This window comes from Geminocystis sp. CENA526 (assembly GCF_050753365.1).
GTDB lineage: Bacteria > Cyanobacteriota > Cyanobacteriia > Cyanobacteriales > Cyanobacteriaceae > Geminocystis.
In genome coordinates this window covers 26,723-44,273 of sequence record NZ_JBLZFY010000005.1, presented here as the reverse complement: position 1 = coordinate 44,273, position 17,551 = coordinate 26,723, and the positions used below count along the sequence as shown (strand labels likewise).

Sequence of the window (17,551 nt, the reverse complement as noted above, 5' to 3'; positions counted from 1 at the left end):
ATTATTAAACTTTAATTTTAGTTTCATTTTTATTTTTATCATTAACAATTACGGGAGTTTGCATGGCTTCCATAAATTGCGATACTCTGGTGGGATCGATCGTCTCGTCTATTTTACCATGACGTTTTAAGGAACTTGAAACAATAACACCGTCTGCAAAAGCCATTAAGTCGGCAATATTTTCGGGAGTTGCACCACTACCGATAAAAACGGGAGTACCGTTGGCGGCGGATTGAGCTAATTCTAAGTCTTCTCGATTGGGGGGTAAACCTGTTGCCCAACCTGATAAAATCACGGCATCGGCTAAACCTCTTTCGATCGTATCTTTAACGGCGGTGGTTAAATTAGGTGTACCAAGCGGACGGGCGTGTTTCACTAAGACATCGGCAAAAATTGCTACATCTGCATCTAATTCTCGGCGATATTTTTGGATTTTGTGGGCTTTACCTTCAATTAATCCTTGATCTGTTGCCATTACTCCTGTATAGACGTTTACTCTAATAAAACTCGCTCCTACGCAACTAGCTATAGCTAATCCTGCTTTGGCATCGTTTCTGAGAACATTGAGTCCGATCGGTAACATGACTAAGTTCATAATTCGATCGACAATTAAAGTCATGGAGCTAATGGTGGCAGGATCAACGTTATCTTTAGTAAAAGGGGCATCAAAAAAATTTTCAATAATAATGCCGTCAACCCCTCCCGCCGCTAAAGCAGTGGCTTCTTGTTCGGCTCTTTCCATTACTGCTTTTAAGTTTCCTCCCCATCGTGCTGAAGTAGGAAGGGGTAATAAATGCACAACACCAATCACGGGATTTTTTTTCCCAAAAATTTTTTCAGTTATCATAAAAAGTTAGTATATATATATTCTCTGTTTTGAGAGAATTGACAGTCAAAATATTAGATTAGTTAAGTTTATGGCGCAAATTTTATCAAAAATTATCTAATCAGCAAATTCTTATTTTAATGGATAATGGATAATGAGTAATGAGGAATGAGTAATGAGTAATGAGTAATGAGTAATGAGTAATGAGTAATGAGTAATGAGTAATGAGTAATGAGTAATGAGTAATGAGTAATGAGTAATGAGTAATGAGGAATGAGTGATGAGGAAACTTCTGTTAATTGTTTTGTCATTGCGAGGCATGAAGCAATAGAGTTGTCATTGCGAGGTAACGAAGCAATAAAGTTATCATTGCGAGGTAACGAAGCAATCTCTATGATATATTTATTTTGATAACTCATCTAAGCTCATCAATAATGCCAGAGGAAAAGCAATCTGAACAGTCTTTTTTATTGAAACTGGTTAAACGTTTTCAAAAAACTTTATCTTCTTTTATCAATACGATCGCTGAGGCTATTACTTCTTCTGTGCATATTCCTGAAGTTGCCATCGGTCCGATCGTGGGGGCTTTAATTAGTGCGACTACAACCCTCGTCATTGGATTTTTAACTATCTCTAACATATTCAGTGAGCAGTTTCTGTATCGACCACTACAAATACAGGATAGTAATGCAAATTATACCTTAGAATTAGATCGTTATCGTCAGACAATTTTAACGGATTATTTAACTCAAACAACTCAATTAACTCTGGATAATCCTCTGTGGAAATTACAGCAAAATCCCTATTTATTAAGGGCAATGACTCAGACGGTTTTAGATGAAATTGATGGTGAAAGAAAGCGTTATATTATTATGTTTTTACAGGACACAAATTTATTAACTTTTAATGATAAAGTTAGTTCTCCTCCCCTATTAAAAAATGCTAATTTAACGGAAGCAAAATTAAATAATTTAGATTTATCTGGGGCTAATTTTTCCGATACTGATTTAACTAAAGCTAATTTTAATCAAGCTAATTTACACAAAGCTAATTTACATAAAGCTAAATTAAATAATGCTTCTTTGACTAATGCTGATTTGAGGGGTGTTAATTTTACTAATACTGATTTAACAATGACTAATTTTACTAATGCTTGTTATGATCAATTTACTTTATTTGATGATAAGTTCGATCGAGCTAAGGCAAAAATGCGTTTAATTTCTTCTTTTGATAATTGTCCTGTTTTATCGATCGAAAAAGATATAAAAAATAAGTAATTGATGACGATTTTAGACGGTATAGGTTAAGATAAAACAAAAAAGAGTAGCGGTCAACTACTCCTTGATCATCTTTATTAAAGCTAAGGAAATTTTAACATGAGTACAATCATTGAAACAGACTTAAAAGAAGTCTTGACTCAAATCAACACCAAGCTAGATAATTTAACCCAAGATGTAAATGAGATGAAAGTAGATACAGCTACGTTAAAAGAAGGACAAAATGGTATCAACAAAAGGTTAGATAGTGTTGACGCTCGTTTAAATACCCTGATAACTGTTGCATTTACAGCGTTACTAGGAATTATCGCAAAATTAATCTTTATTAAATAAACAATTCACAGTAGCTTTAAATCCTTACTCCATCATAAAGCAAATCAATAGAGATCGATCGAATCTTAGATTTAAGAAAAATTGAGCAAAAAAAGGGTTGAATAATATTCAACCCCTACGAATTTTTGACCTTAAATTAGAAATACATACCAGCTTCTTGTACTTTCTCGATTTGTTTTTTCTTGAGTACTAAGAGAATCTGAGATAACATGATTCCAGCGATAAACACTAATAACCAGAAGATACGAGCAGGACTTTGTAACACAACTTCGGTGTCTTTTTGTCCGAAACCGCCTACGTTGGGATCATTAGTTAAGGCTTCACCATTAGCTACTTGTTGACCTTCCGTTACAATTAATGTAGGACCGGCAGGAATATCAACTGTAGTAGTATTGTCATCTTCTCCAGTAATGGTGACGGTATAGCTACCACCATCAACCTCATCGATCGAACTGATAACACCAGCAACAGGAGCTTTAAATACATTGTTGTTACTAGGTTGTCCAGTGGGGTAAAGTTGTCCTCTGCCTCGGTTTGCGCCTAAATGAACAGAGTATTTACCGAAGTGAATGTTAGGATTGGTGGCAGGATCAGGAGATAATACAGGGAAGACGATTTCTTCGTAAGTATCACCGGGTAAAGGACCCACAATCACCCAATTTTCTTGACCTTCACGGTAAGTTTGGAAGTAAGCGCCATTGACTTTTTCCTTCATTTCTTCAGGAATACGATCGTCTGGGGCGATTTGGAAACCTTCGGGTAACATTAAAACTGCACCAACGTTTAAACCGCCTTTACTACCATCACCCAATAGTTGTTGTTGAGAATGATCATAGGGAATTTTTACGACAGCTTCAAATACGGTGTTAGGTAATACCGCCGCAGGAATTTCTACTTCCGCAGGTTTAGAGGCGAGGTGACAGTTAGCACATACAATACGACCAGTGGCTTCTCTAGGGGTTACAGGAGCGGTTTCTTGCGCCCAAAAAGGATAAGCGTTGGCACTTTGAGGTAATAATAAGTCACTAGCAAGGAATAAACAAACACTGGCGATCGCAACTAAAACAATTTTGTTTATGTTTTTTACCATACTAGCCAAAAAAGAATGATCTCTCATTGATATTTTTTACAGTTATTGAATTTTATCTAAATCAGTTACAAAAAAAACTGTGATGCGGTTAATTGTTAACAGTCAATGATTAAGCCCACCAAGGTTTTGAACCGTCACGGAAGTCGGTTTCTTCCCAATCGGTTAAAACTACTTTATCATCGGTTACATCAGCATGAACTAAAGCAAGAGAAAGAGGTGCTGGACCACGAACTACTTTACCTTCGTTATTGTATTGAGAACCATGACAAGGACAAATAAATTTATCTTCCGAAGCATTCCAAGGTACAACACAACCTAAGTGAGTACAGACAGCGTTGATACCATAGGACTCGATCGCTTTATCTTCTGTGACAACTAGATAGGTAGGATCACCTTTTAAACCTTGGGCTAAGGTTCGATCGCCCGGTTGATGATTAGCTAAAAAAGCACTGGCGACAATATCATTACCGAGTTTATCTTTAGCGGTGACACCACCTGCACCACCTCCAGAGGATTTAGGGATGAAATAGCTAACCACTGGATATAAAGCTCCAGCCGCTACTCCCGTAATAGTACCAAAAGTCAGTAAATTCATAAACTGACGGCGCCCCATATCGGGTACATCAGCATTTCCTGCAAATTGAGTCATAACTAAATTAGATTATGTAATTGATTACTTTGGTTATAGTGTAAGAATCAGGGAAAAAACCTTGATGTTAAATTAAGGCTTGTAAAAGTCATTCTCTAATTATTACAAAAAATGAACCGTTTGCAGAATGAATCAACTAATTTTTAAAAATTTTCTTGTTGTTATTTTTGTATCGCAAAATATTGCTGATAAATCAAAATTCAATATCAGTAGAGATTATAAAAAACGTTATAGTATATTTTGAGCCTTAGTTTCCAAGCAATTTGAAAATATTTCATCATCGTTAAAATCAAACACTGATAAAAGAGAATTGTCACGCAACCTGTGTTTGTGTTGTTACAATTTCTCATAAATGATTTTTGATTGCGATAAAACACCATGGGCATTGTTCACCATCACGAAATTCAATAGGATAAGATAATATCATTCCCTTTATTTCTAGTGAGTGTTTCAAGGCTTAGAAAAATGCCTAAAGCCACTAGGATCATAATACATGATGCCCGTCTAAAAACTTAATTTTTACATAGAAAGCAATTTTACTATGACGACTATTACGAATCCCTTATTAATCGGTGAGGGTTTACCCCCTTTTAATGATATTAAACCAGAACATATTATCCCCTCGATCGAACAATTATTAACAGAATTAGAGACTGAAGTTAACCAATTAGAAAGCAACTTTCAACCCACATGGCAAGGTTTAGTTGTGCCGTTGAATCATATCGAAGAAAGACTGAGATGGAGTTGGGGGATTATTGGGCATTTAATGGGAGTAAAAAACAGCCCTGAATTACGCACCGCTTATGAAACAGTGCAACCCAACCTCGTTAAATTTGCCAATCGTTTAAGTCAAAGTAAGGCATTATACGAAGGTTTCACCCAGATTAGAAATAGTAACCAATGGGATACCTTAGATTCCGCACAAAAAAGAATCATCGAATCCGCTATCAAAGAAGCCGAATTATCGGGGGTTGCCTTAGAAGGAGAGAAAAAAGAGCGTTTTAATCAAATTCAATTAGAATTAGCGGAATTATCCACAAAATTCTCTAATAACGTCTTAGATTCTACCAAAGCCTTTAAATTACGCCTTACCACTCCCGAAGAAATAGACGGTTTACCCGCTAGTTTATTGAGTTTAGCGGCACAAACTGCCAGAATGGAAGGAGATGAAAACGCAACTCCCGAAAATGGTGCGTGGGTGATAACCTTAGATTATCCTAGTTATGTACCCTTCTTAAAGTTTAGCAAACGATCGGATTTACGAGAAAAAGTCTATCGAGCTTTCATTAGTCGTGCAGGAAGCGGAGATTTTGACAATAATCCCCTGATTACCAAAATTTTGAGCTTAAAACAGGAATTAGCCCAGATTTTAGGTTATGGTAATTATGCTCAAGTTAGTCTTGCCAAAAAAATGGCGGATAGTGTGGAAAGTGTCGAAAAATTATTAGAAGAATTGCGCATTGTCAGTTATGATGTCGCTCAAAAAGAGTTACAAGAGTTAAAAGAATTTGCCAAGATAGACGACTTAAAACCTTGGGATGTGAGTTATTGGGCAGAAAAACAGAGAGAAGCTAAGTTTAACTTCACAGAAGAAGAATTACGTCCTTATTTCTCCTTAAACCAAGTTTTAGAGGGATTATTTGGGTTAGCAAAACGGATTTTTGGGGTGACAATTACCTCCGCCGATGGAGAAGCGCCCGTTTGGCATGAGGATGTTAAATATTTTCAAGTCGCTGATGAAAATAACGAAGTTATCGCCCATTTTTACCTTGATGCCTATTCGCGCCCTTCAGAAAAAAGAGGTGGCGCTTGGATGGATGATTGTTTAGGTAGGGCAAAATTTGAGCAGGATGGCAAGATGATGACTCGTCTTCCCGTTGCCTATCTCACTTGTAATCAAACACCGCCTATCGATGGTAAACCTAGTTTAATGACTTTTGGAGAGGTAGAAACCCTTTTCCACGAATTTGGGCATGGTTTACAACATATGTTGACTAAAATCGACTATATCGGCGCATCTGGTATCAATAATGTGGAATGGGATGCGGTGGAGTTGCCAAGTCAGTTTATGGAGAATTGGTGTTTAGAAAAGAATACTCTCTTTGGCATGGCGAAACACTATGAAACGGGGGAAACTTTGCCTTATCACTATTACGAGAAGTTATTGGCTTCTAAAAATTATATGAGTGCCTCGGCGATGTTGCGTCAATTACATTTTAGTTTAGTGGATATTGAATTACACTCCCGTTATAATCCCAATGGTAGCGACACACCCCACGATGTGCGCGATCGAATTGCTAAAAATACAACAGTAATGACACCTTTACCCGAAGACAAGTTTTTATGTAGTTTTGGGCATATCTTCGCAGGAGGCTATTCTGCTGGTTACTACAGTTATAAATGGGCAGAGGTGTTAAGTGCGGATGCTTTTTCTGCTTTTGAGGAAGTAGGCTTAGAAAATGAAAACGCTATTGTGGAAGTGGGTAAACGTTTCCGAGATACTATTTTAGCATTAGGGGGAAGTCGATCGCCGATGGAAATATTTAAACAATTCCGAGGCAGACAACCAGATACCAAACCTTTGTTAAGACATAGTGGTTTATTAGTCGCTTAGAAATTTAAGGGTTGAAGAATATTCAACCCACTCTTATAAATGTATCAGATAACATTATGAAAACCTTAAACAGAATCACCCTTAACCCAGAGGTAATGGGAGGAAAACCCTGTATTCGAGGAATGCGAATTACAGTGGGAACAATAGTCGGATTAATGGCACAAGGGCATAGTAAAGAAACTATCCTCAAAGCCTATCCCTACTTAGAAGAAGAAGACATCTATCAAGCCTTAGCTTATGCTTCATGGCGTAGTGAGGAAAAAGAGGTAGTCCTTATCAGTCTATGAAAATTGTTATTGATATGAATTTATCCCCTGAATGGGTATCGGTATTGACTAATGCGGGTTATCATGCTCTACATTGGACGCAAGTAGGTAATCCAAAAGCAAAGGATTCTGAGATTATGGCATGGGCAGTTCATAATGGATATATTGTATTTACTCACGATCTCGATTTTGGTTCACTTTTAGCGGTGAGTCAAGCTAATAGCCCTAGCGTAATTCAAGTTAGAACTCAAAATGTCTTTCCCGATGAAATGGGAGAATTAATTTTAAATGCCCTTAAACAATTTGAATCAGAATTGACTACAGGGGCTTTAGTTACTATCAATCAGGCTAAAACTAGAGCTAATATTTTGCCTCTTAGATGAAAGTTAATGAAAAGTTATCATTCCTAATTCGATCGATTAATTAGTAATAATTTTGTAAATGCCTAAAAAAGTTAAAGAATTAAAGAAAATCTTAATCCAAGCAGGTTTTAAACAAATACCGGGTAAAGGTAGTCATACTAACTGGATACATGAAAATTATCTAGGAAAAATCACTTTATCAGGCAATGACGGTGCAGATGCTAAAAAATACCAAGAAAAATTAATTAAAATAGCTATTTTAGAAGTAACAAAAGGAGGTAACAATGAGTAAATATAAATATCAAATGGTGATTCAATGGAGTGATGAAGACAACTGTTTTTTAGTGGGTTTTCCCGATTTTGTGGGGCAGAAATGGCGTACTCATGGCGATACTTATACTGAGGCGGTAGCGAATGGAGAGGAAGCCTTAGAATCTTTAATTATTGCTTACGAAACCCAAGGGGAATCATTACCAAATCCTACTTATATTGATTTAGAGGTAGCCTAATGTCAATCAAGAGAAAAGATTTAATCAAATTTGTAAACAGGCTGGATTGGATACAAAGTTTTAAACCTTAGTTAAGGTTCGATCGAATTACTAAAAATATAACTGTAATGTCTCCTTTACCCGAAGATCAATTTTATAGACTTTTGATCAAATAGAAGTTTAAGGAGAATAATAATAACCCCATTTATGTTGTGTTACTCTATTTATTTCTCTCGTATATTCAGAGTTGCCACTATAATTATCAACCCAAATAAAAGTTCTCACACTTCCATCAGGAAAATAACCAACGGGGACAGAACCTTCGTACCAATGACCATATACTACTAAACCAAAATCTTGACAAGAACCTAGTATTCTAGCCGTTAAACTTTCCATTAATTTTCGAGAACGAAGAAAGTCCACAAGTGCATCAAAATCCCCAGATAATTGAAAAACAACAGTTTTTGTACGATTTTGGGGATATTCATAGTACCATTGTTTAACTATATCTTTATTAATGGTTAATTTAGGTTTAATTAGTCCAAAATGAGGCGCATTATAATTAACAAAATATTTCCTTTTAATTAATTCTGCTTTAACAGAATCAATCGATTGTTGACAAGTTAATTTATTATTTTGGGGAAGATAAACCATTAATCCATCACTTTTATTCATATAGCGATAATCTATTAAAAATTCTTCGACATCATAGGGAAATTTTTGACCTTCAGTAGTAAATTTTAACTCATCAATTTCCATTCTTTTATTAACAAGAGCCATCCCTTCTTTATATTCACCTAATAAACTTTTCAAGGCGAGATAAGTTGCCATTGCTAAAAAATATCCACTACTTGCTGTATCCCTACCATAAGAACTACCGTTTTCAATCGAAGATTTAGGATTTATTGATAAAACTCTATCCCAAGCCTCTCCAGCCTGTTTTTGTATAAAATTAGGATATTTAATGGTTGCGTCAACAAGCTCATTCCCACTAAATTTCAACACTTTTAGAGGTGCAGATGAACAAGCACCACAAGCACCAAATTGATAACCAAATCTACCATCAGTGGCAATGATTTCTAAAACTTTATCATTATCTATATCCTGAAAATCAATGCAACTATGGATATAGTTAGGGTTTTCAGGTTCTAACCTAGAAACCCCTAAATTTGTTGTTTTTGCGACTATATAACCAGATGGTATATTGGGATCAAAAAGAGTCATATTTGTTATATTACAGTTATTAAACCCATTGCCATAGAAAGAATACCGAAATAGCAGTGATGGATTTTTTGAACTATAAAAGTTAAGCAAATTAATTTCTATAGCTGTACCAACTCCTATGAACTCAGGAATAGAAATTATATTTTTTTTCCCATTATTGATAATTTCTACTTTTGAATTTGGTTTATTATAACCAATGTCAAAATTTAATTGATATTCTGTTAAACCGTTACTAAATTTATGTTGATACTGACAACCATTTTCACCGCCACCAGCAGAAATGATTAATTCCGATTTATCAACACTTATATAACAATCTTGAACCTCAAATTCTCTTTTTTGACTCAAGGCGGAGTCTGTAAATAAAAATAAACCAAAAATGTTTAAAATAACTATTTTCAGTGATAAATTAATTATGTTTTTCATTTTATTCCTCTTTATATTATGTTTTGATCATTGATTAACGATCGTTATCTCACAATGCTATTATTTAACTATCAGTCTCATTTTCTTGATTTATGCAAAATATGAGGAAAAAAAGTGACTACTTTGTCAATACATAAAAGACTTTATTGAAACACGCTAAATTATAAATTTTCCTAATTCTATGCTCAATAACTTATAAGACTTATTCGATCGTTGAGAGAAAGAAGTTGATAATCATTCAATCTATATTAACGATAATATAACAATTCCTGTCAAACGTCATAATTTGTTCGATCGAATAACAATAACAGTCAATCAAAAGGATTAGATAAAAAATTTTAAACGCTAGTAAAGATACGATAGAATTACTAAAAATATAACTGTAATGTCTCCTCGATCGAAATATCAACACGGAAATAAATGATATGATTTTAATTATTAATTACTAGATTTATCCCAAATTATGGTTTTAAGCAAAGAAAAATTTAATTTTCAATCAGTAATTGAAATTGTAGAATCATTGTCTGATCACGAACAAGAGCATTTAATTAAAATTATCAATCATCGTCTCAAACAAAAAGAAAAAGAAGAACTATTAAAGGCAGTTCAAGATTCTCGTGAAGCGTTTATTAAAGGAGAAGTTAAAAGTGGAACTGTAGCTGATTTAATGGCAGATTTAGAGGAAGAATGAAATTATTTTGGAGTAAAAGATTCATTAGAGATTTTAAACGTTTAATTCGCAAAAATCCCCAAATCCGTGATGCGGTAGAAAATACTTTGACAATTCTCGCTGAAGATTATACACAACAAAGTTTAAGAAGTCATAAATTAAAAGGTGATCTGCAAGAATGTTGGTCATGTTCCATTGATTATAGTAACAGAATTATTTTTGAGTTTGTTAATGATCCTGATGATAATAGTTTAGCTATCAATTTATTAACTTTAGGTTCTCACGATGATGTTTATTAACAGGTTAGACACTGTTTAACCCACGCTATTATAGTATGTTTAGGTTCGATCGATTTAGTCTAAATTTTATCTCGAACTGAGGTAAATTTTGTACTTTAATATTTAAGAGTCTTTAACATTAATTGATTATTGTAAGGGTTATATAAAGTATAAGTTGCTTGGTGAGGTATTTTGCCAACATTGCCCACACCAATAATTTTTTTCTCTTTCACCTCCTTGCTATAACTATTTTGACTATCTAAAGTCATAACCGTTGAGGTTATATTCCCCTGTTGTAACCTATATTCATACAAAAGGTGTGATCGTCCCGAAAAAAGATAATTAACATTCATCCGTTGTAAACGATCTAAAATTACCCAAGGGGAAGTATCAGGAGTTAAAGCCTCACTCACACTAACGGTACTACCATGAATTAAAAGACAGTCAAACTCCACAAAACCAAAATCCAAGTTTCGTAACCATTCGATCGTCTCACGGGAAACACAATCCCATAAAATTTTAGTGGCATGAACCCCAAATCGATCGATCAACTCCACAGGATCAGCCGTAGAATGTAAACTATGAAGAATGAGACATTGCTCTTCCCACCAACCACGACACCCCCGAATAGGGATAGAATGATGAGGGTAACGAATTTCTTTAACTAAAGCCTCATTTTCCTGAGACAAGCCAATAATATCACCCAGAATATAGATTTCTTCCACAGATATTTTTTGTCGCAAAATATCATCGATAACTGCGTGATAAGCCTGTAAATTTCCTTCAATTCCGCTTAAAATTGCCCACATTTTGTTAATGAATAATTGATAGTAAATAATGAACACTTTGACCGTTATCGAGATAACATAGAGGAGACTTTTAACTCTTAACTCTTAACTCTTAATTCTTAATTCTTAATTCTTAATTCTTAATTCTTAATTCTTAATTCTTAATTCTTAATTCTTAATTCTTAATTATCTTTGACAAACATGGGTTGCGTCTTCCGCTTTTTCTGCAAACTCTAAACCCCGACTCAAACGCCATGCAAAAATTGGCGGTAAACCCTTCTCGATAATATCCCGACAAGTTGACTGATAATCATACTCTACCTCCCTTAAAATTACCTCCTCCGTTTCTTTGTCGTATATCACATAAGTTGCATTTGGTCGTCCATGACGAGGTTCACCCACAGAACCTACATTAACAATACGTTTTAAAGGACTGTGAAACTGTCTTTCTAGGGTTGATTCTATAGTCGGTTGCTCAATCTTAACTTGTAATATACCTTCCGTTAAATTCCGAACATAAGGAATATGGGTATGTCCACAAAATAAAACGTCAGCATTGGCACTTAAAACACGCTCTAAGGCAGTAAAAGCATCCATTTCAGGCAAAATATACTCGTGGTTACTTTGGGGGCTACCATGGGCAAAACAGAGATTATCAACTTTAAGAGTATGGGGTAATTCCGCTAAAAATTGACGATTTTCAGGAGTAATTTGTTGATTTGTCCATTCATGGGCGATTATACCTCTTTTTTCGGCTAATAGCGAAGGATAACTACATTCACAGGCGTTTAACCCTTCTACTATATCTTCATCCCAACAACCTTGCACTGAAGGAATCTGTAACTCTCGAATTTTATCCACAATTTCGTTAGGGTGAGGACCATATCCCACTAAATCCCCTAAACTATAAATAGAATCGCATTGATTTTCGTCAATATCCTTTAAAACCGCCTCAAATGCTGGTAAATTACCATGAAGACAAGATATAACGGCAATTTTCATTTAATTATCCTCACTTAATTTTAAAATTTGTTTATATTACTATAACCTAACAAAAGTGTTATTAATTAAGGTTTGCGGTTGGGAGTCAAAAGACTATTAAAATCAAAGGTTTAGACATTTCTTCTTAGTCTCCTAGTCTCTCTAATCGATAAAAACTTTTTGAGCAACCCCTAATTAAATCCCGTATATTGCCCTCCTAAACCTTCCACAATTGTTTTAGTATTACTAATTAACATTTTTTGATAAGATTCCCCTTCTGTGCCTTTTTCTCCTAAACCATCTGCATATAACTCTTGGGGAGAAACTTGCACATTCGCTTCTTTTGCCACTGTTTCAATTAACTTTGGATTTACCGAACTTTCGGCGAAAATAGTGGGTACTTGAGTTTTTTTTATATCCTTGACTAAATTTCCTACAGTACCAGCACTAGGGGATTCTTCCGTACTTAAACCCGATAAAGCTCCTTGAAAATCGATGCCATAGGCAGTAACATAATAACCAAGTGCATCATGGGTAGTAACTAATTTACGTTTTTCAGGGGGAATAGTGGCAATTTGTACCCCAATCCATTGACCTATTTTACCTAATTCTGTGGTGATTTGATTCGATCGAGTTTGATAGGTTTGTGCTAAATCTGGTTGTAGTTGAGTTAATCCTTGGGTAATTACCTCAACCATTGCTACACCATTTTTGGGATCATGCCAAACATGAGGATCGGGGACTTTTTCTTCGCTACCATGATCGTGATCATGATCTTTTTCACCGTGATGATGCTCACTAGCCATAATCGGATTCGGTACTGCCTGTTCATGAACGGCAATTTTCGGGTTACTATTGCTAGTAGCTTTAATTAATTTAATGAGGTTGGGATCGAAATTATAACCACCATAAAAAACTAAATCAGCATTTTCGATCGATTGTCTATCTTCTGGAGTAGGTTGATAAACATGAGGATCAACTCCGGGGGCGACTAAACATTTCAAATTAACAGTATCTTGTGCTACTTGCTCCGTCAGATCACATAAAACGCTGGTAGTTGCTACCACTAAGGGCAGATTCTCCGATGAAGTTTCCGCCGTTGTTTCTACATTTGGAGAAGGAGTACAACCCCATAAACCGATGAAAATAGTCAAAATACCCAATTTTCTTAACATAGTTACTTGTTTAATTTAAAATAATGATAATCATTCTCATATTAGGTATATGTTAGAAGTAAAGCATTTAGTTGTCAACTATCGAGGCTTAATGGCAGTTGATAACATTAGTTTTTGTTTATTGCCGGGGGAAATCGTGGGAATTATCGGACCCAATGGAGCGGGGAAAAGTACTCTTTTAAGGGCGATTTTAGGTTTAATTCCCTTAGAAAAAGGTATCGTTCAATTTCATTCTCGCACCTTGTCTGGACAATTAAAACAGGTGGCATATATTCCCCAAAGAGCGCAAATTGATTGGGATTATCCCATCACCGTAGAAAATGTAGCAATGATGGCGAGAATAAGGCATACAGGTTTATTTTGTTCCTATTCTCGTCAATCTAAGTTAATTGTTAAAAATGCTTTAGAAAGGGTGGGAATGTGGGAATTAAAACATCGCCCCATTGGGGAGTTATCAGGGGGGCAACAACAGAGGGTATTTTTAGCTCAAGCATTAGCCCAAGAGGCTGATTTATTTTTATTTGATGAGCCCTTTGTGGGAGTTGATAAGAAAACGGAAGCGATGCTTTTTGAGGTATTTGATGAGCTTAAATCTGAGGGCAAAATTTTATTAGTGGTAGGGCATGAATTAAGGGAAACCATGAGAGAATACGATCGATTTTTATTGATTAATAAAACTTTAATTGCTGATGGTACTCGTCAAGAAGTTATCACAGCTACAAATATTCAAAAAGCCTATGGTGACAATGTAATTTTCTTACAAGGTAATGCTAAAAATGACTAATTTTATCGATATAATTTTTGAGCCTTTACAATTTGAGTTTATGAGAAATGCTGTGATCATAATTATTTTTTTAGGGGTTTTATGTGCTGTAACGGGAAGTTATTTAATTGTTCAAAGAATGGGTTTATTAGGGGATGTTATTGCCCATGCTGTGTTACCCGGATTGTCGATCGCCTTTTATTTAGGCATAGATATATTTTTAGGTGCATTTATTTCGGGAATATTTAGCACCTTAATAATTGCTTGGATAAAAGAAGAATCAAAAATAAAAATAGATGTAGCAATGGCATTAGTTTTTTCAGGTTTTTTAGCATTAGGAATTATGTTAATTACCCTTTTAAAAAGTAGAATAGATTTACATAGTTTTCTTTTTGGTGATATTTTAGTCGTCACGGGTAATGATGTTTTAAGAACTTTAATAATTACTTTTTTTGTATTAACATTTATTAAACTATTTTACAAAGAATTACTATTTTATACCTTTAATCCTTTAGGCGCTCAAGCGGTAGGTTTACCCGTAAAATGGCTTAATTTAATGCTCATTTCTGCCATAACTTTAACTATTATTGCTAGTATGCAAGGAGTAGGAGTTGTGTTAGTAGTTTCTCTGTTAATTGCACCTAGTATTACTGCTTATTTATTAGTTAAAGAATTACATCAAATGATGATTTTAGGGGGAGTTTTTGGAAGTATTAGTGGGATAATTGGCATCTATTTAAGTTATTATTTAAACGTACCTTCAGGGGCTTCGATCGTCCTTGTTGCAAGTATTTTATTTCTATTAGCTTTATTATTTAGTCCTAGTCAGGGCATTTTAACCCGTCCTGAAATGCTGTATAAATTACAAAATATTTTTATTAAAAAAATCAAATTTTAGGAGAGGATTTATTAAAATCTTGAGTCTAATCCAGAAAACAAAATTAACAAAGTTTATCGCACTGATTTGATTATCATAAAAATTTACGATATTTAGATTTATTAAAAGTTTTACTATTGGTCTTTTGACAAATAAATAGCTTTCTATTAACACTGAGTTATAAGTCTGTTAATATTTTTTGCTCATAATATGAAAGTCATTTCTTCTTTACTCTTATCTTCTTTAATCGGAATTTCTGGCATAGTTGTTACGCCGAATTTCTCTCAAGCACAAACTACACAGAGTCAAGGGCAACAAACTGCGGTTACTTCCCCTAAAACGACTAGTTTATTCGTGAATTTAACCACAGATGATTCTTGGCGTGGTGCAATGGCGATCGGTTTTGCGGAAAAGGTTTTACAACAAGGACATCCTACTACTATTTTTTTAAATGTATCGGCAGTTAATTTAGCATCTCAAAAATTGCCTCAACATACTAATGGAATAACGGGTAAAACTTTACAACAAATGTTGCAAGAATTTATCGCCCAAGGAGGAAGTGTTCTAATTTGTCCTAGTTGTATGAAACAAGGAGGAATTTCAGACAATGACTTAATTCAAGGGGTAAAAATGGGTTCTCCTCAAGCGACTCAATCCCTTCTTTTTGAAGACAATGTTAGGGTAATGAGTTGGTAATAACCCTTTCTTCTTATGATTTGTAACCCGTAGGTTGGGTTGAGGCACGAAACCCAACATTATCACTATATCTCAATTAAAATGCGGATATTGGATTAATATATCCAAATTAATCTGAGGATGTTGGGTTACACTTCGTTAACCCAACCTACAAAAAAATAAAGAGTATAATTTAAAAAGTATCACTATGAATAATAGTAAATTGTAATGAATTATAAGATTGAAATAGAACAAGAAGAAGATGGGCGCTACATTGCTGAAATTGCTGAACTTCCGGGTGTGTTAGTTTATGGTAATACTCAAGACGAGGCAGTTTCTAAAGTTCAAGCCCTAGCTTTGCGTGTTTTAGCAGATCAACTTGAAGAAATAAAAACCCCAGAATATGAACTTAATTTATCATTTGTTGCGTTATGAGTCAATGGTCTGGAACTAAAGCTAAACAGGTTTTAAAAGCCTTGCAAAATAAAGGTTGGAAAATCAAACGTCAGACTGGCTCTCATAAAATTCTGGAAAAATCAGGATGGAGTAATGTCGTTTTTGCTTTCCATGAAGGTGAAGAAATTGGACCAAAAATGTTAGCTAGAATTGCTAAATTAACTGGATTAACTCCTGATGATTTGTAACCCGTAGGTTGGGTTGAGGCACGAAACCCAACATTATAACTATATCTCAATCAAAATGAGGATATTGGGTTAATATATCCAAATTAATCTGAGGATGTTGGGTTACACTTCGTTAACCCAACCTACATAAAAATGAATATTTCTCCCATATCACTACCGACTGCTAATTTTTTTCCGAAAAAATCCCATTGCAAACAAGAAAAACCCCCTTCTATTCCTATAAAATCTTCCATTAATTGCTCTTCATTTTCCCATAAAAATAAGCAACCTTCTTCATTGCCACCAGCTAACAAAAGATTATGAGGATTAAATTGTAAATCCTGAATAATGCGATCGTCAATATTTAAAATAGTTGCATTCCAACCCTTTTGTATAATTTTCTCTTTTTGCCACACCAACACATTCCCTCGACAGGAAGTCGCCAACAAAGGGGCATTTTCTGCTATTGTTTTTGACCATGTGAGGTTACGAACTTTACCACTAAATCCCGACAGTTGCCAAGGTAACAAATCAAAATTGTCCCATAACATTACAGTATTGTCTAGGCAACTAATAGCTAGATAATCTTTATATCCTGCCCACTTTATTTTAAAGGCAGGGGCGTAGGTTTCAATATAAATAGGCTCTTCTAACCAATCTGTGGTATCCCAAATTTTCACTCCACCATCCCCAGCAACGGCTAAATATTGCCCTTGAGGATGCCAAGCAAAATCCAACACCGTAGAATTTTCAAAGGGTAAAGAGGTAATTATTTCCAGTGTTTCCACATCCCAAATCTGTATATAACGCCCTTGACTAAAGGCAAGATAGTTTTTTTGGGGATGCCATGCCAAATTTTCTAACCATTGCAGATTCCAGTCTAGGGTATCAACTAATTTTAAGTCGGGAAGTCGCCAAATAAAAACCTCTCCATTTTGCCCTCCTGCCACCAAAAATTGACTGTCAGAGGAAAAAGCAACACGATCGATCGAACTTTGAGTATCATTAGGGGTAAGGATAAGTTGGGGGGTATCTGTAAATAACATTACCTCACCATCGGCTGAACTTACCGCCAAATGACCTTTTTTTGACCAACTTACCGCCGTAATATATTCTGTTAATTTTCCTGTCCATTGTATTTTTAACATTTTAATCTTTATAAGTGA

Annotated in this window: 22 protein-coding genes; 14 read left to right on the top strand and 8 right to left on the bottom strand. The window is 35.0% G+C overall.

Annotated elements, in window-relative coordinates; all coding sequences use genetic code 11:
* Positions 1-4 precede the first annotated feature (4 nt).
* Positions 5-847 carry a photosystem I biogenesis protein BtpA gene (gene btpA / locus ACN4EE_RS02940; protein ID WP_431704905.1) on the bottom strand — a complete coding sequence of 281 codons (843 nt, stop codon included), beginning with the start codon at positions 845-847 and terminating at the stop codon, positions 5-7.
* 413 nt (positions 848-1,260) lie between these two features.
* On the opposite strand from btpA, the gene ACN4EE_RS02935 reads away from it, so the two are divergent.
* Both ACN4EE_RS02935 and ACN4EE_RS02930 read left to right on the top strand, forming a co-directional pair.
* Positions 1,261-2,103 (top strand): pentapeptide repeat-containing protein, encoded by an 843-nt coding sequence (locus ACN4EE_RS02935; protein WP_431704904.1) that lies wholly within the window; start codon positions 1,261-1,263, stop codon positions 2,101-2,103.
* A gap of 99 nt (positions 2,104-2,202) precedes the next feature.
* On the top strand, positions 2,203-2,436 hold the full coding sequence (locus ACN4EE_RS02930; protein WP_431704903.1) for a hypothetical protein: 234 nt from the start codon (positions 2,203-2,205) through the stop codon (positions 2,434-2,436).
* A gap of 136 nt (positions 2,437-2,572) precedes the next feature.
* Here ACN4EE_RS02930 and petA read toward each other — a convergent pair whose 3' ends face one another.
* Positions 2,573-3,553 (bottom strand): cytochrome f, encoded by a 981-nt coding sequence (petA, locus tag ACN4EE_RS02925; protein WP_431704902.1) that lies wholly within the window; start codon positions 3,551-3,553, stop codon positions 2,573-2,575.
* A gap of 82 nt (positions 3,554-3,635) precedes the next feature.
* Complete coding sequence (petC, locus tag ACN4EE_RS02920; RefSeq protein ID WP_431704901.1) at positions 3,636-4,175, bottom strand: cytochrome b6-f complex iron-sulfur subunit; 540 nt, start codon at positions 4,173-4,175, stop codon at positions 3,636-3,638.
* Between the two features lie 541 nt (positions 4,176-4,716).
* Here petC and ACN4EE_RS02915 point away from each other — a divergent pair.
* From ACN4EE_RS02915 to ACN4EE_RS02895, 5 genes are read left to right on the top strand one after another with little or no spacing between them, the layout of a single operon-like run.
* On the top strand, positions 4,717-6,789 hold the full coding sequence (locus ACN4EE_RS02915) for a M3 family metallopeptidase (RefSeq protein WP_431704900.1): 2,073 nt from the start codon (positions 4,717-4,719) through the stop codon (positions 6,787-6,789).
* A 56-nt stretch (positions 6,790-6,845) separates the two neighbouring features.
* Positions 6,846-7,076, top strand: a complete 231-nt coding sequence (locus ACN4EE_RS02910; RefSeq protein ID WP_431704899.1) for a DUF433 domain-containing protein — start codon at positions 6,846-6,848, stop codon at positions 7,074-7,076.
* The gene (locus tag ACN4EE_RS02905) at positions 7,073-7,438 is read left to right on the top strand and encodes a DUF5615 family PIN-like protein (RefSeq protein ID WP_431704898.1); all 366 of its coding nucleotides are present in this window, start codon (positions 7,073-7,075) and stop codon (positions 7,436-7,438) included. Before ACN4EE_RS02910 ends, ACN4EE_RS02905 begins: the two co-directional genes overlap by 4 nt.
* Before the next feature lie 58 nt (positions 7,439-7,496).
* Positions 7,497-7,709 (top strand): type II toxin-antitoxin system HicA family toxin, encoded by a 213-nt coding sequence (locus ACN4EE_RS02900; RefSeq protein ID WP_431704897.1) that lies wholly within the window; start codon positions 7,497-7,499, stop codon positions 7,707-7,709.
* Entirely contained in the window at positions 7,702-7,926 is a 225-nt protein-coding gene (locus ACN4EE_RS02895; protein WP_431704896.1) for a type II toxin-antitoxin system HicB family antitoxin, read from the top strand. The genes ACN4EE_RS02900 and ACN4EE_RS02895 overlap by 8 nt, the downstream gene beginning before the upstream one ends.
* Positions 7,927-8,085: 159 nt before the next feature.
* Here ACN4EE_RS02895 and ACN4EE_RS02890 read toward each other — a convergent pair whose 3' ends face one another.
* Positions 8,086-9,555 (bottom strand): hypothetical protein, encoded by a 1,470-nt coding sequence (locus tag ACN4EE_RS02890; RefSeq protein WP_431704895.1) that lies wholly within the window; start codon positions 9,553-9,555, stop codon positions 8,086-8,088.
* A gap of 463 nt (positions 9,556-10,018) precedes the next feature.
* On the opposite strand from ACN4EE_RS02890, the gene ACN4EE_RS02885 reads away from it, so the two are divergent.
* Positions 10,019-10,246, top strand: coding sequence for a hypothetical protein (locus ACN4EE_RS02885; RefSeq protein ID WP_431704894.1), 228 nt, complete (start codon positions 10,019-10,021; stop codon positions 10,244-10,246).
* Positions 10,243-10,524, top strand: coding sequence for a type II toxin-antitoxin system RelE/ParE family toxin (locus ACN4EE_RS02880; RefSeq protein WP_431704893.1), 282 nt, complete (start codon positions 10,243-10,245; stop codon positions 10,522-10,524). The genes ACN4EE_RS02885 and ACN4EE_RS02880 overlap by 4 nt, the downstream gene beginning before the upstream one ends.
* Positions 10,525-10,619: 95 nt before the next feature.
* Here ACN4EE_RS02880 and ACN4EE_RS02875 read toward each other — a convergent pair whose 3' ends face one another.
* From ACN4EE_RS02875 to ACN4EE_RS02865, 3 genes are all read right to left on the bottom strand, one after another.
* Positions 10,620-11,312: a metallophosphatase gene (locus ACN4EE_RS02875; RefSeq protein WP_431704892.1), complete on the bottom strand. Its 693-nt coding sequence runs from the start codon at positions 11,310-11,312 to the stop codon at positions 10,620-10,622.
* Positions 11,313-11,477: 165 nt separating this feature from the next.
* Positions 11,478-12,293: a metallophosphoesterase family protein gene (locus ACN4EE_RS02870; RefSeq protein ID WP_431704891.1), complete on the bottom strand. Its 816-nt coding sequence runs from the start codon at positions 12,291-12,293 to the stop codon at positions 11,478-11,480.
* A 170-nt stretch (positions 12,294-12,463) separates the two neighbouring features.
* Complete coding sequence (locus ACN4EE_RS02865; RefSeq protein ID WP_431704890.1) at positions 12,464-13,447, bottom strand: metal ABC transporter solute-binding protein, Zn/Mn family; 984 nt, start codon at positions 13,445-13,447, stop codon at positions 12,464-12,466.
* 49 nt (positions 13,448-13,496) lie between these two features.
* Between ACN4EE_RS02865 and ACN4EE_RS02860 the strand changes: the two genes are divergently transcribed.
* From ACN4EE_RS02860 to ACN4EE_RS02840, 5 genes are all read left to right on the top strand, one after another.
* Positions 13,497-14,231, top strand: a complete 735-nt coding sequence (locus tag ACN4EE_RS02860) for a metal ABC transporter ATP-binding protein (protein ID WP_431704889.1) — start codon at positions 13,497-13,499, stop codon at positions 14,229-14,231.
* Positions 14,224-15,108, top strand: a complete 885-nt coding sequence (locus tag ACN4EE_RS02855; protein WP_431704888.1) for a metal ABC transporter permease — start codon at positions 14,224-14,226, stop codon at positions 15,106-15,108. The genes ACN4EE_RS02860 and ACN4EE_RS02855 overlap by 8 nt, the downstream gene beginning before the upstream one ends.
* A 189-nt stretch (positions 15,109-15,297) precedes the next feature.
* Positions 15,298-15,783, top strand: coding sequence for a DsrE family protein (locus tag ACN4EE_RS02850; RefSeq protein ID WP_431704887.1), 486 nt, complete (start codon positions 15,298-15,300; stop codon positions 15,781-15,783).
* Positions 15,784-15,990: 207 nt separating this feature from the next.
* A complete protein-coding gene (locus ACN4EE_RS02845; protein ID WP_017292955.1) occupies positions 15,991-16,197 on the top strand; it encodes a type II toxin-antitoxin system HicB family antitoxin in 207 nt (68 codons plus the stop codon).
* Positions 16,194-16,406 carry a type II toxin-antitoxin system HicA family toxin gene (locus ACN4EE_RS02840; protein ID WP_431704886.1) on the top strand — a complete coding sequence of 71 codons (213 nt, stop codon included), beginning with the start codon at positions 16,194-16,196 and terminating at the stop codon, positions 16,404-16,406. Before ACN4EE_RS02845 ends, ACN4EE_RS02840 begins: the two co-directional genes overlap by 4 nt.
* A 122-nt stretch (positions 16,407-16,528) precedes the next feature.
* Here the strand turns inward: ACN4EE_RS02840 and ACN4EE_RS02835 are convergent, their stop codons facing one another.
* The gene (locus ACN4EE_RS02835) at positions 16,529-17,533 is read right to left on the bottom strand and encodes a WD40 repeat domain-containing protein (RefSeq protein ID WP_431704885.1); all 1,005 of its coding nucleotides are present in this window, start codon (positions 17,531-17,533) and stop codon (positions 16,529-16,531) included.
* Positions 17,534-17,551 lie beyond the last annotated feature (18 nt).